Below are 14872 nucleotides of genomic sequence, written 5' to 3'. Positions count from 1 at the left end.
CCTACGGCAACGTAAGTATGGCAGCGGAAGGGCGCATCGCACGAGAGCACGACGGGCCGCCCATCGAGCGGAAACCCGATCGGGCCGAGAGCGGCGCCCACGGCGTGGACACCTATCCTGGTGGGGTCGGACAGCGCGGTCCGCACTCTGCTTTCCCGGGGTGGCGTCAGCACCGCTGCCTGTCGTGGCCCCGGAGACCCTCGGGGCAGCTGCCTGCCGCGGCCCCGGGAGAACCCCCGTGCTCAACCACTGCAAGGAGCCGCACACTGTGAGCAGTGCCGACCAGACCCCTGCCGCCAGCCCCGAGCTGCGCGCCGACATCCGCCGCCTCGGCGACCTTCTCGGCGAGACCCTCGTACGCCAGGAGGGTCAGGAACTCCTCGACCTCGTCGAGCGCGTCCGCGCCCTGACCCGCACCGACGGAGAGGCCGCGGCCCAGCTCCTCGGCGACACGGACCTGGAGACCGCCGCACAACTCGTGCGCGCCTTCTCCACCTACTTCCACCTCGCCAACGTCACCGAGCAGGTCCACCGCGCCCACGAGATGCGCGACCGCCGCGCCGCCGAGGGCGGACTCCTCGCCCGGACGGCCGACCGGCTCAAGGACGCCGACCCCGACCACCTGCGCGAGACCGTCAAGAACCTCAACGTACGACCCGTCTTCACCGCACACCCCACCGAGGCCGCCCGGCGCTCCGTCCTCAACAAGCTCCGCCGCATCGCCGCACTCCTGGAGACCCCCGTCGTCGACGCCGACCGGCGCCGCCAGGACCTCCGCCTCGCCGAGAACATCGACCTCATCTGGCAGACCGACGAACTGCGCGTCGTCCGCCCCGAGCCGGCCGACGAGGCCCGCAACGCCATCTACTACCTCGACGAACTGCACGCCAACGCGGTCGGCGACGTACTGGAGGACCTCGCCGCCGAACTCGGACGCGTCGGCGTCGAACTGCCCGCGGGCACCCGCCCCCTCACCTTCGGTACCTGGATCGGCGGCGACCGCGACGGCAACCCCAACGTGACACCCGCCGTCACCTGGGACGTACTGATCCTCCAGCACGAGCACGGCATCACCGACGCCCTCGAACTCATCGACAACCTGCGCGGACTGCTCTCCAACTCCATCCGCTACACCGGTGCCACCGACGAACTGCTGACCTCGCTCGAAGCCGACCTGGAACGCCTCCCCGAGATCAGCCCGCGCTACAAGCGGCTGAACGCCGAGGAGCCCTACCGGCTCAAGGCCACCTGCATCCGGCAGAAGCTCGTCAACACCCGCGAGCGCCTCGCCTCCGGCACCCCCCACCGCCCCGGCTGCGACTACCTCGGCACCGCCGAACTCATCGCCGACCTCGCACTCATCCAGACCTCACTGCGCGAGCACCGCGGCGGACTCTTCGCCGACGGCCGGATGGACCGCACCATCCGCACGCTCTCCGCCTTCGGCCTCCAGCTCGCCACCATGGACGTCCGCGAACACGCCGACGCCCACCACCACGCACTGGGCCAGCTCTTCGACCGGCTCGGCGAGGAATCCTGGCGCTACGCCGACATGCCCCGCGACTACCGGCAGAAGCTCCTCGCCAAGGAACTCCGCTCCCGCCGCCCGCTCGCCCCCACCCCGGCCCCGCTCGACGCCGCCGGCGAGAAGACCCTCGGCGTCTTCCACACCGTCAAGGAAGCCTTCGAACGCTTCGGCCCCGAAGTCATCGAGTCCTACATCATCTCGATGTGCCAGGGCGCCGACGACGTCTTCGCCGCCGCCGTCCTCGCCCGCGAAGCCGGACTCATCGACCTGCACGCCGGCTGGGCCAAGATCGGCATCGTGCCGCTCCTGGAAACCACCGACGAACTGCGCGCCGCCGACGTCATCCTCGACGAGATGCTCGCCGACCCCTCCTACCGCCGCCTCGTCTCCCTGCGCGGTGACGTCCAGGAGGTCATGCTCGGCTACTCCGACTCCTCCAAGTTCGGCGGCATCACCACCTCACAGTGGGAGATCCACCGCGCCCAGCGCCGACTGCGCGACGTCGCCCACCGCTACGGCGTACGACTGCGCCTCTTCCACGGCCGCGGCGGCACCGTCGGCCGCGGCGGCGGCCCCTCGCACGACGCGATCCTCGCCCAGCCCTGGGGCACCCTGGAGGGCGAGATCAAGGTGACCGAACAGGGCGAGGTCATCTCCGACAAGTACCTCATCCCCGCCCTCGCCCGCGAGAACCTGGAACTGACCGTCGCGGCCACCCTCCAGGCCTCCGCGCTGCACACCGCACCCCGCCAGTCCGACGAGGCCCTGGCCCGCTGGGACGCCGCGATGGACACCGTCTCCGACGCCGCGCACGCCGCGTACCGCAAGCTCGTCGAGGACCCGGACCTGCCGACGTACTTCCTCGCCTCCACACCCGTGGACCAGCTCGCCGACCTGCACCTGGGCTCGCGGCCCTCCCGCCGCCCCGGCTCGGGCGTCTCGCTCGACGGACTGCGGGCCATCCCGTGGGTCTTCGGCTGGACCCAGTCCCGCCAGATCGTCCCCGGCTGGTACGGCGTCGGCTCCGGGCTCAAGGCACTGCGCGAGGCCGGCCTCGACACCGTCCTGGACGAAATGCACGAACACTGGCACTTCTTCCAAAACTTCATCTCCAACGTCGAGATGACCCTCGCCAAGACCGACCTGCGCATCGCCCGCCACTACGTCGACACGCTCGTCCCCGACGAACTGAAGCACGTCTTCGACGACATCGAGGCCGAGCACGCGCTCACCGTGTCCGAAGTCCTCAAGGTCACCGGCTCCACCGAACTGCTCGGCACCAGCCCCGTGCTCCAGCAGACCTTCGCCATCCGTGACGCCTACCTCGACCCGATCTCCTACCTCCAGGTCTCGCTGCTGGCCCGCCAGCGCGAAGCCGCCACACGCGGCGAGGAAGCCGACCCGCTGCTCGCCAGGGCCCTGCTGCTCACCGTGAACGGTGTCGCCGCGGGCCTGCGCAACACCGGCTGACCCACCGGAACGCGGGCGCGGCCCCGCTCACAGCGCGACGAACGTCGCCACGAGCAGGGCCGCACCCGCGATCCCGGTACCCCAACCGGTCCGCGACAGCCGCAGACCACCACCGATCACCAGCCCCGCCAGCACCAACGCACCACCCAGCGGCACCCAGGCATGCAGAAACCCCGGCGTCCCGGTCCGCACCACATCGTCCGTACCCGGCTTGACCACCACGGGGAACCGGTCACCCCGCCGCGCCGCGACGGACTTGTCGATCGTCACCCTGCTCCGTGCCGTGGCCTGCCCCGAGGGTGCGAACGGACCCGTGCAGACATCGGCACCACAACCGGTCACGGTCATCGTGCCGTGCTCACGGCCCTTGGCCAGAACGATGTGGTGGGCCTCGTCCCAGGACGACAGCACACCCGCCACCAGCAGCAACAGGACGACACAGCCCATGGCGGCGTTGCGGACGTAGACCAGGGCGCGGTGGGAGGAGCTCCGCTTCATGGGGAGCGATCCTTGGGCAGACCGGCACCACCGGTCAACTCGTGGCCGAAAATCGCCGGGGTACCGGCAGGAATGTCAGAGATGTACGCGCACCGCGAGTCGGCGGCGCCAAGAGTTGTACGCGCCACCGCGAGCCGGGCGCGCCAAGAGTTGTACACGCCACCGCGAGCCGGGCGCGCTAAGAGTTGTACGCGCTCTGCGCGCGCTCCAGACCCTCCGCGAGGAGACACTCCACCGAGTCCGCCGCCCGGTCCACCAGATACCCGAGCTCCTTGCGCTCGGCGGACGAGAAGTCCTTCAGCACGAAATCCGCGACCTGCATCCGCCCCGGCGGCCGCCCGATCCCGAACCGGACCCGGTGATAGTCCGCCCCCATCGCCTTGGTCATCGACTTCAGCCCGTTGTGCCCGTTGTCGCCGCCACCCAGCTTCAGCCGCAGCGCCCCGTAGTCGATGTCCAGCTCGTCATGGATCGCCACGATGTGGTCCGTCGGAACCTTGTAGAAGTCGCGCAGCGCCGTCACCGGACCGCCCGAGAGGTTCATGTACGACATCGGCCTGGCCAGGATCACCCGCCGGTTCGCCGGCCCGGGAGGACCCATCCGGCCCTCCACCACCTGCGCCTGTGCCTTCTGCGCCCGCTTGAACTTGCCGCCGATCCGCTCGGCCAGGAGATCGGCCACCATGAAGCCGACGTTGTGCCGGTTCGCCGCGTACTCGGGGCCGGGGTTGCCGAGGCCCACGATGAGCCAGGGGTCGGTGGCGTCGGACATCTCTCGGTCTCCTCGCGTGCGACGGCTGAAACGGCTGAACGGCTGAACGGCTGAACACGGCTGTTCGCGGCCGATCACAGGGGAACGGGGCGGCGGGTCCTCGTACAAGGAACCGCCGCCCCGTCAGTCAAGCAGTGCGGGCGAGGCTCAGGCCTCGGCGCCCTCGGCCTCGTCACCGGCGGTCGGCTCCTCGGCCTGCGCGGCGACGACCTGGAGCACCACGGCGTCCTCGTCACCGGCGAGCACGGAGCCCTTGGGCAGCGGGATGTCCTTGGCGAGAACGGACGCACCGGCGTCCAGGCCCGCGACGGAGACCGTGACGGACTCGGGGATGTGGGTGGCCTCGGCCTCGACGAGCAGGGTGTTCTGCACGTACTCCAGCAGGTTGCCGCCCGGGGCCAGGTCGCCCTCGACGTGCACGGCGACCTCGACGTTGACCTTCTCGCCGCGCTTGACGGTCAGCAGGTCGACGTGCTCGATGTCGCCCTTGAGCGGGTTGCGCTGCACAGCCTTCGGGATGACAAGGGCGTCCTTGCCGTCGATCTCCAGGCCGATCAGGACGTTGGCGGTCTTGAGCGCCATCATCAGCTCGTGACCCGGCAGGGTGACGTGGACCGGCTCGGCACCGTGACCGTAGACGACGGCGGGGACCAGGTTGGCGCGGCGGGTGCGACGGGCGGCGCCCTTGCCGAACTCGGTACGGACCTGGGCGGCGAGCTTGACCTCAGCCATGACTGCACTCCTCGTAAGGTGACGAAACTTGGACGGTCACCCGGCCCACGACAGGCCTGCTACGAAGAGCGCGTCGATAACGGACCGCCGTACATACGAGTACGGCCTCCCTCGCCGAGCAACTCGCTGAGTCTACCCGGCGGGGAGGCCGCTCCCAAAGTGGATCTTCGGAAGCGCTGTTCCCGCCGCTCCCGCTGGTCCTTTCGCTCCTGCTGGTCCTACTGCTCCTCGAAGAGGCTCGTGACCGAGCCGTCCTCGAAGACCTCACGCACCGCGCGCGCGATCGTCGGCGCGATCGAGAGCACCGTGATCTTGTCCAGCTCCAGCTCGCCCGGGGTCGGCAGGGTGTCCGTGAAGACGAACTCGCTGACCTTGGAGTTCTTCAGCCGGTCCGCGGCCGGACCCGAGAGCACACCGTGCGTCGCCGTCACTATGACGTCCTCGGCACCGTGCGCGAACAGCGCGTCGGCGGCGGCGCAGATCGTGCCACCGGTGTCGATCATGTCGTCGACCAGGACACAGACCCGGCCCTTCACATTGCCGACGACCTCGTGGACGGTCACCTGGTTGGCGACGTCCTTGTCACGGCGCTTGTGCACGATCGCCAGCGGGGCGTCCAGACGGTCGCACCAGCGGTCGGCGACGCGAACACGGCCGGCGTCCGGCGAGACGATCGTCAGCTTCGTGCGGTCGACCTTCGCACCGACGTAGTCGGCCAGGATCGGCAGCGCGAAGAGGTGGTCGACCGGGCCGTCGAAGAAGCCCTGGATCTGGTCCGTGTGCAGGTCGACGGTGAGGATGCGGTCGGCACCCGCCGTCTTCATCAGGTCCGCGACCAGACGGGCCGAGATCGGCTCGCGGCCGCGGTGCTTCTTGTCCTGGCGGGCGTAGCCGTAGAACGGCACGATCACCGTGATCGAACGGGCCGAGGCGCGCTTCAGCGCGTCCAGCATGATGAGCTGCTCCATGATCCACTTGTTGATCGGAGCGGTGTGGCTCTGGATCAGGAAGCAGTCGGCGCCGCGGGCCGACTCCTGGAAGCGGACGTAGATCTCACCGTTGGCGAAATCGAAGGCCCTCGTCGGCACGAGGCCGACACCCAGCTGGTGCGCAACCTCCTCGGCCAGCTCGGGGTGGGCGCGGCCGGAGAAGAGCATCAGTTTCTTCTCGCCGGTCGTCTTGATCCCGGTCACAGCACAGTCTCCTCAGACGTGTCACTGGCGCTGCACGCATGTGTCCCGATGCGCAACGAGCCAGCCGAAATGGGGTGAGCATCTATCACGGTACGCCGTGCGCGGCATACCTGTTTCCGGTCAGCTTTCGCTGTTGCGCTCCGATACGGCGGCCTGAGCCGCCTGCGCGGCGCCGCTCCCCGGACGCTTGCGGGCCACCCAGCCCTCGATATTCCTTTGCTGGCCGCGGGCGACGGCCAGCGAACCGGGCGGTACGTCCTTGGTGATGACCGAGCCGGCCGCGGTGTACGCGCCGTCCCCGACCGTGACAGGCGCCACAAACATATTGTCCGACCCGGTACGGCAGTGGGAGCCGATCGTGGTGTGGTGCTTGGCCACGCCGTCGTAGTTCACGAAGACGCTGGCGGCACCGATGTTGGTGTGGTCGCCGATCGTCGCGTCGCCGACGTAGCTCAGGTGCGGGACCTTGGTGCCCTCGCCGATCGTGGCGTTCTTCATCTCCACGTACGTACCGGCCTTGGCCTTCGCGCCGAGCCTGGTGCCGGGCCGCAGATAGGCGTACGGACCGACCGTCGCGCCCTCGCCGACCTCGGCCCGGTCCGCGACCGTGTTGTCCACGCGGGCGCCCGCGCGGACAACAGTGTCGGTGAGCCGGGAGTTGGGGCCCACCTCGGCGTCCTCGCCGATGTGGGTGGCGCCCAGGAGCTGGGTGCCCGGGTGCACGATCGCGTCGCGCTCGTAGGTGACGGTGGCGTCGATCAGCGTGGACGCCGGGTCCACGACGGTCACGCCGGCCAGCATGGCGCGCTCCAGCAGCCGCTGGTTCAGCAGCCGCCGGGCCTCGGCGAGCTGGAGGCGGTTGTTGATGCCGAGGATCTCGCGGTGGTCCCCGGCGATCGAGGCGCCGACCCGGTGCCCGGCCTCGCGCAGGATGGAGAGGACGTCGGTGAGGTACTCCTCGCCCTGGCTGTTGTCGGTGCGGAGCTTGCCGAGGGCGTCGGAGAGCAGCCGGCCGTCGAAGGCGAAGACCCCGGAGTTGATCTCCCGGATCGCGCGCTGGGCGTCGGTGGCGTCCCTGTGCTCGACGATCGCGGTGACCGCGCCGTCGGCCGGGGCGCGGACGATGCGGCCGTAGCCGGTGGAGTCCGGCACCTCGGCGGTGAGCACGGTGACGGCGTTGGAGTCGGCCGTGTGGGTGGCGGCGAGCGCGGTGAGCGTCTCGCCGGAGAGCAGCGGGGTGTCGCCGCAGACGACGATCACGGTGCCGTCGACGGTGCCGCCGAGCTCGTCGAGCCCGACGCGCACGGCGTTGCCGGTGCCCTTCTGTTCGGCCTGGTGGGCGGTGCGCAGCCGGTCGTCGACGGCGGTGAGATGTGCGGTGACCTGCTCGCTCCCGTGGCCGACGACCACGACGAGGTGCTCGGGGTCCAGCTCGCGGGAGGCGGTGACGACATGTCCGACGAGCGACCGCCCGGAGATCTCGTGCAGAACCTTGGGGGTCTTCGACTTCATGCGGGTGCCCTCACCCGCTGCGAGGACGACGACGGCTGCCGGGCGGTTGGCGCTCACGGGTATGTCCTTCGGCTTCGGGTGGGGGACATCCGAAGGATACCGGGGGGCTGGTGAGCGGACATGGGTGAGGGCCCCGGCCTTGGAGGCCGGGGCCCGTCATGAAGCTCCCGGGGAAGGAATCGAACCCTCATTCAATGGACCAAAACCATTTGTCCTGCCATTAGACGACCCGGGATGGATTGTCCGTCGTGTCCGATTTCGTTGATCGGCCGTCGAGGCAGCCCCTACTATGCCGTACCACCAGCCCTCGATGCGACGGTACAGGTCGGCACTTTTCAGAACTCGCACCACCAGACAGCCCCGGTAACCCTCCCCGACGTTCTTCCGGTTGGTCCTCGGGGAGTGGGTCTTGATCGTCGTCCTGCCGAACGCGGACGTGTCGGCGCCCGTCAGGTCGGTCCAGAACCGCTCCGCCGACGCGACGTCGGCCGTCCTGGATCCGGTCATAGGTCATGCCCTGGAGCCGTAACTCCCGGGCCTTCGCGCGAAGGCCGTCCTTGGCGTTCGGGCGTTTCGTCCACTCCGGGGCCGGTTCGCCCTCCAGGAGGCGGTTCAGGATGTCGTTGTTGTTCACAAGCAACCGGTCGCGGATCTGCCGGCGGCTGAGGCCCTCCCGGCGTAGGGCGATGGCCTGATCGCGCAGGTCTTCGAAGTTGGCGTACCTGCTCGTGATTTCCGTCATGCGACGAGCGTCGTCCGGAATGCGGACGTCCGGTACGAAAGTGTGCTCGATTCACCATTTCAAGCGATAAATAGTCGTTCTACCTCTGTTCGGCGGACGCACGTGCTGTCCAGGTCGCCCGAAATTGAGGTGCGGCCGCCCGTAGGCTGGACGGCATGACCGCAACGGGGGCAGACCGGGAAGCGGCGGGACCGACCACCCGCGGCTACTGGTGGTGGGAACGGCGGCGCAGTGTCGCCCTGGATGTGGGGCTCGCGCTCCTGTCGGCGCTGGAATGCGCACTGGAGGGGGTGGAGTTCGCCGGGGACACCGGGCTGCCGGTACCGGCGGGGGTGTTGTTCGGGCTGATCGCGGGGGCCGTGCTGGTGGTGCGGCGGCGGTGGCCGATCGCCGTGGTGCTGGTCGCGATCGCGACGACGCCCGCCGAGATGGGCTTCCTGATGGGCCTGGTCGGCCTCTACACGCTGGCCGCCTCCGACGTGCCGCGGAGAATCACCGCGGTGCTCATGGGCATGTCCTTCATGGGGACGTTCATCGTCACCTATGTACGGCTGCGGCAGAGCGTCGACGAGCAGGCCGATTTCGGGCCCGGCAACTGGTACGTACCGCTGATGTCCCTCTTCATGTCGCTCGGGCTGACCGCGCCGCCGGTGCTGTTCGGCCTCTACATAGGGGCCCGGCGGCGGCTGATGGAGAGCCTGCGGGAGCGGGCGGACTCGCTGGAGCGGGAGCTGTCGCTGCTCGCCGACCGGGCCGAGGAGCGGGCGGAGTGGGCGCGTACGGAGGAGCGCCACCGGATCGCCCGCGAGATGCATGACGTGGTCGCCCACCGGGTCAGCCTGATGGTGGTGCACGCCGCCGCGCTCCAAGCCGTCGCGCCGAAGGACCCGGCGAAGGCGGTGCGGAACGCGGCGCTGGTCGGTGACATGGGCCGGCAGGCGTTGACGGAGTTGCGGGAGATGCTCGGGGTGCTGCGGGCGGGGGAGTCGGTGACGGCCCGGGCGACCTCGGTGCCGCTCGCCTCGGTCGGTCAGGCCGCGGCCGCCGCGGCTGCCGCCGCCGCCAGGGAGGACGGGCCCCGGCTGCACGAGGTGGAGACCCTGGTGGGGGAGTCCAGGGCGGCGGGGATGACGGTGGAGCTGTCGGTGGACGGTGAGGCCCGCGGGTATCCGCCCGAGGTCGAGCAGACCGCGTACCGGGTGGTGCAGGAGGCCCTGACGAACGTGCACAAGCACGCGGCGGGTGCGAAGACCTGGGTACGGCTGGCGCACCGCGACGCGGAGGTCGCGATGCAGGTGGAGAACGGTCCCTCGGACGCGGCCACGGCGGACGCCGGGCTGCCGAGCGGGGGCAACGGCCTGGTCGGGATGCGGGAGCGGGTGCTGGGGCTCGGCGGTGTCTTCGTCTCGGGCCCGACGGACGCGGGCGGTTTCCGGGTGTCGGCGGTACTGCCGTCCCGCGGGGCCGCCTGAGCCGGGCCCGACGGGCCGGTGTTGTGGGGCCCGCCCGGGCCCGTGGGTTCGGGGCGGTCCGGGCCCCGGGGTGCGGGGGCGGCCCGGGATGAGGCGGTCCGGGGCGGCGCGGATTCCGGATCTGCGGATTCCGGATCTGCGGGGGTCATCCGGGACGAGGCGGCCCGGGCCGCGCGGATTCCGGATCTGCGGGGTCAGTCCGAGACGAGGCGGTCCGGTTGGATGCCTGCGAGCAGGGTGGCCAGTGCCTGGTCGATGTCCGGGCCGAGGTACCAGTCACCGGTGTGGTCGATGCTGTAGACGCGGCCCTCGGTGTCGATCGCCAGGACCGCCTGTCCGTCCCCTTCTTCGCCAAGCGGGCTGACCTCGGTCTCCAGGGCCCGGCCGAGGTCGCCGAGGGTGCGGGCGAGGTGGAGGCCGCTCAGCGGGTCGATGCGGACCGGGGCCGGTGCGATCTGGCGGCCCGGTGCGGACGCGGTGATGTGGAGTCCGCCGAATTCGGCCCACGCCTCCACCGCCGCCGGGAAGACCGCGTGCTGGTGGCCGGCGGGCGAGGCGTGCGAGCGCAGTGCGTCGGCCCACTCCTCGGCCTGCCGGATGTCCCAGCGGCCGGGCTGCCAGCCCGCGGCGCGCAGCGCGGCGTCGACGGAGACGGGGAAGCGGGTGGTGGAGTTGCGGTCGCGGTCCGCCGGGCCCGTCTGTTCGGGTACGTCTTTTCGGTCGTGCATCGGCGTGCGGTCAGCCCTTCTCGGCGGTGGTCGCCGCCCCGGTGGTCGTGAGGTCGACGGGACGTACGCCGAAGTGGGCGAGCATCGCCGTGCAGGAGCGGCACGGTGGCGCGTAGCTGCCGTGCATCGGGTCGCCGTCCTCACGGATGCGCCGTGCGGTGAGCCGCGAGTGCTTCAGGGCGCGCCGGGCTTCGCCGTTGGTCAGCGGCTTGCGCTGGGCACGCTTGGAGCGGTTCGATTCCGCGGCGGTGAGTTGCCGGGAGAGCAGTATCGCCTCGGGGCAGCGGCCGGTGAAGCGTTCCCGCCGGCTGCTGGGGAGGGTGTCGAGGAAGTCCTGGACGAGTGGGTGCAGTACGGGGGGCTGGTCGCCCTTGCCCGCGGTGCAGGTCAGTGTCTCGCCGCGGACGGACAGCGCCGCCGCGACCGCGGGCAGGATGCCGTCGCGCCGGTGTTGCAGGCGCGGTGCGCGGCCGGTCTCGGTGCTGCTCCAGCTGAGGCGTGGATCCCCGGATGTGACTGATTGTGCGGTGTGCATGGTGCTTTCCCTCCCGTGCCGGCAGCGGTAGCTGCGCGATGTGCACGCCCCCGAGTTGCGGTGACAGCCTGCCAAATGTCCCGGCTGGTGGGGAAGCTGGGGCGGTGAAACATGTGTCCGTGTCGCCCGTCCGTGGTGGGAGCGTCGCTCGTCAGTCACGCCGTTGTGACGGTTCGTGACGGATGCGGAGGGGGAGGCGTAGGACAGGTCACATGGGCGAGACCAGCCCTTGCGCCACCGCATAGGCTGTGCCCGGACCGGGCCTGCCAAGGGCTGGGCCGGTCCTCACCAGCCAGACGCAGCAGGGGGCAACCGCCATGACGACAGGTCGGCTCGGTCAGCAAGCCGCGCCACCGAACGCGGCCTACGCCGGGCAGCTCGTGCATTTCCCGGACCCGGTCCGGGCGTCCCGCCACCCGGGCGGCGTGCGCATGGACGGGAACGGCAGCCCGGACTTCGCGCCGTACGCGCGTGCCGTCGCCGAGATCGCCGAGCCGCCGCAGGGTTTCGGGGTCGACGAGCTGCGGCTCACGGACTACGTCTCGGCCAATGCGGCGCTGGCGGCGAGCGGTCACGAGCTGTGGGACACGATTCCGGCGGTCGCGACTCCGCACGGCTGGACGTGGCACCACGTGCCCGGCTGCCGGCGCATGGAGCTGGTCCCGGTCGAGGTGAAGGCGCTGCTGAGGCATCACGGTGGCCTGGCCTCGACGGCGGTCGACCACAACAAGCGGGGCACCCGCCCGTTGCAGGAGACCCGGCCCGCGCATTTCCGGCTGCCGAAGGGGGCCGTGGCGGTGAGCGAGTCGCAGGTCCTGGGGGTCGAGGAGGATCTCGGCTACCGGCTGCCGGGTGCCTACCGTTCGTTCCTCAAGGCGGCGGGCGGTTCGGCGCCGGTCGGTGCGGCGCTCGACGCGGAGCTGGGGCTGCTGGTCGACCAGCCGTTCTTCACGGTGCGCGAGCAGGCCGCGGTGAACGACCTGGTGTACGTCAACAAGTGCTTGCGCGACCACCTCACCAAGGATTTCCTGGGCGTCGGTTTCGTCCAGGGCGGGATCGTCGCGGTGAAGGTGAAGGGCGACGGCGTCGGTTCGGTCTGGTTCTGCCCGTACGACGACGCCCGGGACCAGGACGGCTGGAACGTGCAGGAGCGGGTGGACCGGCTGCTGCTGCCGTGCGGCAGTGACTTCGACGCCTTCCTGCAGCGTCTGGCGGGCAATCCGCCGGAGCTGGAGACCGTGGCGAACCTGATGGTGGACGGCGGCTTCGCGCGGGCCGTCCCGGTGGAGGGGTGAGCGCGATGGTGACCTTTGCGCAGGCGCAGGAGCGCGCGGACGAGTGGATCAACGGCGATGTGCCCGCGTACCAGCACCGTGAGGTGCGGGTGCGGGAGTTCGAGCTGGGCTTCGTGGTGTGGGGCGAGGACCGTGCCGAGGGCCCGGTCTCGGACGGTGGCCGGCAGCGGCTGGTGATCGCCAGGGACAGCGGTGAGGCCACGCTGTGGCCGGGGCTGCCGGTGGGTGAGGTGATCCGGCGGTACGAGGAGGAGTACGGCGTCGGCGCGGCTGCCGCGGCTGCTCCGGAGCCGCCGCAGCGCATCGATCTCAATCAGACGTCGTTCCTGTTGAGCCCCCCGGAGTGGCTCCAGGAAGCGGCCGACAAGCTGGGCATCCCGGATCGTCGTGAGGGCCAGGGCCAGGGCTCGTCGGCTCCCGCCGCTCCGGCGTCCCCGGCCGCGCCGGTCTCGCCGGCTCCGTCCGTCACTCCGCCGCCCGCCGTCCCGGTCGCCCCGGTCGGTCAGGCGTCGCCGGGTTCGTACGGCGGTCAGGTCGCGTACGAGCCCACTGCCAACGACGGTGTTCCGGCTGCCGTGCCGAACGTGCCCGCCGGGTCCACCCCGTGGGCGGGTACGGACACGAACGCGGACACCGATGAAGGGGCGGTGCCGCTGCCGGCCACGGTGTTCGCGCCGCCTCTCTCGGGTGCCGACGACGACGGCACTCCGCCGCCGGTCGTGCCGGCCGACGCGCCGACGGCGCTGATGTCGGGCGGCAGCCAGTTGCCGCGGACGGCGATCGTGCCGGGTCTCGGCCCGCAGGGCGGCGTACCCGGTGCTCCGTCGGGTGCTCCGGGTGCTCCGGGCGCGGGTGGTGCCGGTGACATCGCTGATGCGGCCACCAGCAAGGCCGTCGTGCCGCCGCGTGGCGCGCGTGGTGGAGGCCCGTCGGCCCCGCCGCCGCCCGGTGCTCCGGGAACCCCGGGTGCCAGGCCGGGCGCGCCCGTACCGCCGCCCTCGGGACCGGGTGCGCCCGGCGCCCCGGCGGGCGGGTACCTGCCGACGCAGCTCGCTCCTCAGACGGGCCCGCCCGGTCCGCCCGGTGCCCCCGGCGCGCCGCAGCCGCCCGGTCCTCCGGGTGCGCCCGGTGCTCCGGTGCCGCCTCCGCCGCCCGGTTCGACGCCTCCGCCCGGTGGCGGGATGCATCATGCCGCGACGATGCTGGCCGACCCGAGCATGGGCGGCACGGGTCCGCTCCAGCCGCCCGCGCCTCCCGGCCCGCCCGGCGCCCCCGGCCCCGTACCGCCGAATGGGCACACCCCGCCGCCCGCGGCGTACGGCTATCCGCAGGCGCCGAACGGTCAGCCGACCGTCGGGCCCGGCTATCAGGCCGTGCTGCGCTACCGCGGGCCCGACGGCAGCGAGCAGCAGCTGATCCGGCGTTCGGCGCCCGGCACCCCGCACCCCGAGTGGCAGATGCTGCACGAGCTGCGGGCGATGAACGTGCCGCCGCAGCAGGTCATCGAGCTGCACACCGAGCTGGAGTCCTGCGAGCTGCCCGGTGGCTACTGCGCGCGGATGATCCGGGAGACCTGGCCGCAGGTGCGGATCACCAGCGTCGCCCCGTACGGCACCGATCACGCCAGCCGTCAGCAGGGCATGCAGCATCTGCTCACCCACCAGGGCGAGCTGCACCAGGTGGCGGACGGTCCGGCCCGTCCGGCGCCGGTGCGGGCCCCGCTTCCGCAGATGCCGCCCGCGATGGCGGCGCCGCCGGAGGCCATCGCGGAGGAGCTGCTGCAGACCTTCGGGCCGCAGGGCATCTGCCGCTTCGACCAGCGCGCCGTGTCCCGTCAGGGCGTGCCGGAGACCGTGGCGCGGACGCTGGTGTGGGCGGGGCTGCCCGCCGACTTCGGGCCGTTCTTCTGGGCGCAGCCGGGTCAGCCGGTGGTGCCGACGCTGGCCGAGCTTGCCGCGCAGCGCCAGGTGCAGCCCGCCCCCGACGCGGGGTCGTACCTCGTCATGGGGTCGGACTTCGGGCGGGCGATCTGTGTCCAGTACGGGACCGCGAACATCGTGGCCGTGCCGGTCGAGGCGGGTCCGGGCGGGCAGTCGGTGCTGCCGCAGTTCGTGAACACGGGGCTGCCGGAGTTCCAGCGTTCGCTGGCGCTGCTCGGCCGGATGTGGCGGCTGCGCTTCGGGCTCAACCCGGAGCAGGCGGGCCGCTGGACCGTTGACTTCCAGGCCCAGCTGGTGGCGCTGGACCCGGCGGCGCTTGCGTCGCCGGAGAGCTGGTGGTCGGTGCTCCTGGAACAGATGTGGGACGGGTTGATCTGACCCGGCAGGCCCGCTGACGGCGCCCGGTTCCCGAGAGGGGCCGGGCGCCGTGCTGTGTGCCGCGTGTTGTCCATGTT

Annotated in this window: 11 protein-coding genes, 1 tRNA gene and 1 pseudogene; 4 read left to right on the top strand and 9 right to left on the bottom strand. The window is 71.3% G+C overall.

Annotation, left to right across the window (positions count from 1 at the left end; translation table 11 throughout):
* Positions 1–268 precede the first annotated feature (268 nt).
* A complete protein-coding gene (ppc, locus tag ACGF8B_RS22720; RefSeq protein WP_392741357.1) occupies positions 269–2998 on the top strand; it encodes a phosphoenolpyruvate carboxylase in 2730 nt (909 codons plus the stop codon).
* Between the two features lie 27 nt (positions 2999–3025).
* On the opposite strand, the gene ACGF8B_RS22715 is transcribed toward ppc, so the two are convergent.
* From ACGF8B_RS22715 to ACGF8B_RS22685, 7 genes and pseudogenes are all read right to left on the bottom strand, one after another.
* Entirely contained in the window at positions 3026–3496 is a 471-nt protein-coding gene (locus ACGF8B_RS22715) for a hypothetical protein (protein ID WP_392741354.1), read from the bottom strand.
* A gap of 178 nt (positions 3497–3674) precedes the next feature.
* The gene (pth, locus tag ACGF8B_RS22710; RefSeq protein ID WP_259933959.1) at positions 3675–4268 is read right to left on the bottom strand and encodes an aminoacyl-tRNA hydrolase; all 594 of its coding nucleotides are present in this window, start codon (positions 4266–4268) and stop codon (positions 3675–3677) included.
* A 147-nt stretch (positions 4269–4415) separates the two neighbouring features.
* On the bottom strand, positions 4416–5000 hold the full coding sequence (locus ACGF8B_RS22705) for a 50S ribosomal protein L25/general stress protein Ctc (RefSeq protein WP_392741351.1): 585 nt from the start codon (positions 4998–5000) through the stop codon (positions 4416–4418).
* A gap of 218 nt (positions 5001–5218) precedes the next feature.
* The gene (locus ACGF8B_RS22700; RefSeq protein WP_266915380.1) at positions 5219–6193 is read right to left on the bottom strand and encodes a ribose-phosphate diphosphokinase; all 975 of its coding nucleotides are present in this window, start codon (positions 6191–6193) and stop codon (positions 5219–5221) included.
* Positions 6194–6313: 120 nt separating this feature from the next.
* Entirely contained in the window at positions 6314–7762 is a 1449-nt protein-coding gene (gene glmU / locus ACGF8B_RS22695; RefSeq protein WP_392741347.1) for a bifunctional UDP-N-acetylglucosamine diphosphorylase/glucosamine-1-phosphate N-acetyltransferase GlmU, read from the bottom strand.
* Between the two features lie 107 nt (positions 7763–7869).
* Positions 7870–7940 (bottom strand) — tRNA-Gln (locus tag ACGF8B_RS22690).
* Between the two features lie 20 nt (positions 7941–7960).
* A pseudogene (locus ACGF8B_RS22685) lies at positions 7961–8447 on the bottom strand (hypothetical protein); the annotation flags it as partial.
* Positions 8448–8602: 155 nt separating this feature from the next.
* On the opposite strand from ACGF8B_RS22685, the gene ACGF8B_RS22680 reads away from it, so the two are divergent.
* Positions 8603–9919 carry a sensor histidine kinase gene (locus tag ACGF8B_RS22680; RefSeq protein WP_392741344.1) on the top strand — a complete coding sequence of 439 codons (1317 nt, stop codon included), beginning with the start codon at positions 8603–8605 and terminating at the stop codon, positions 9917–9919.
* 194 nt (positions 9920–10113) lie between these two features.
* Here the strand turns inward: ACGF8B_RS22680 and ACGF8B_RS22675 are convergent, their stop codons facing one another.
* Positions 10114–10647: an SUKH-3 domain-containing protein gene (locus ACGF8B_RS22675; RefSeq protein ID WP_392741342.1), complete on the bottom strand. Its 534-nt coding sequence runs from the start codon at positions 10645–10647 to the stop codon at positions 10114–10116.
* Between the two features lie 10 nt (positions 10648–10657).
* Positions 10658–11182, bottom strand: a complete 525-nt coding sequence (locus ACGF8B_RS22670; protein WP_342285166.1) for a YwqJ-related putative deaminase — start codon at positions 11180–11182, stop codon at positions 10658–10660.
* Positions 11183–11499: 317 nt separating this feature from the next.
* Here ACGF8B_RS22670 and ACGF8B_RS22665 point away from each other — a divergent pair, with 317 nt between their 5' ends.
* Both ACGF8B_RS22665 and ACGF8B_RS22660 read left to right on the top strand, forming a co-directional pair.
* Positions 11500–12477, top strand: a complete 978-nt coding sequence (locus ACGF8B_RS22665; protein ID WP_392741339.1) for an SMI1/KNR4 family protein — start codon at positions 11500–11502, stop codon at positions 12475–12477.
* A 5-nt stretch (positions 12478–12482) separates the two neighbouring features.
* Positions 12483–14795 carry an SUKH-4 family immunity protein gene (locus tag ACGF8B_RS22660; protein ID WP_392741336.1) on the top strand — a complete coding sequence of 771 codons (2313 nt, stop codon included), beginning with the start codon at positions 12483–12485 and terminating at the stop codon, positions 14793–14795.
* Positions 14796–14872: the final 77 nt, after the last annotated feature.

It is taken from the genome of Streptomyces sp. NPDC047917, assembly GCF_043204345.1.
Taxonomy (GTDB): domain Bacteria; phylum Actinomycetota; class Actinomycetes; order Streptomycetales; family Streptomycetaceae; genus Streptomyces; species Streptomyces sanglieri.
This window is presented reverse-complemented; position numbering and strand designations above follow the sequence as displayed.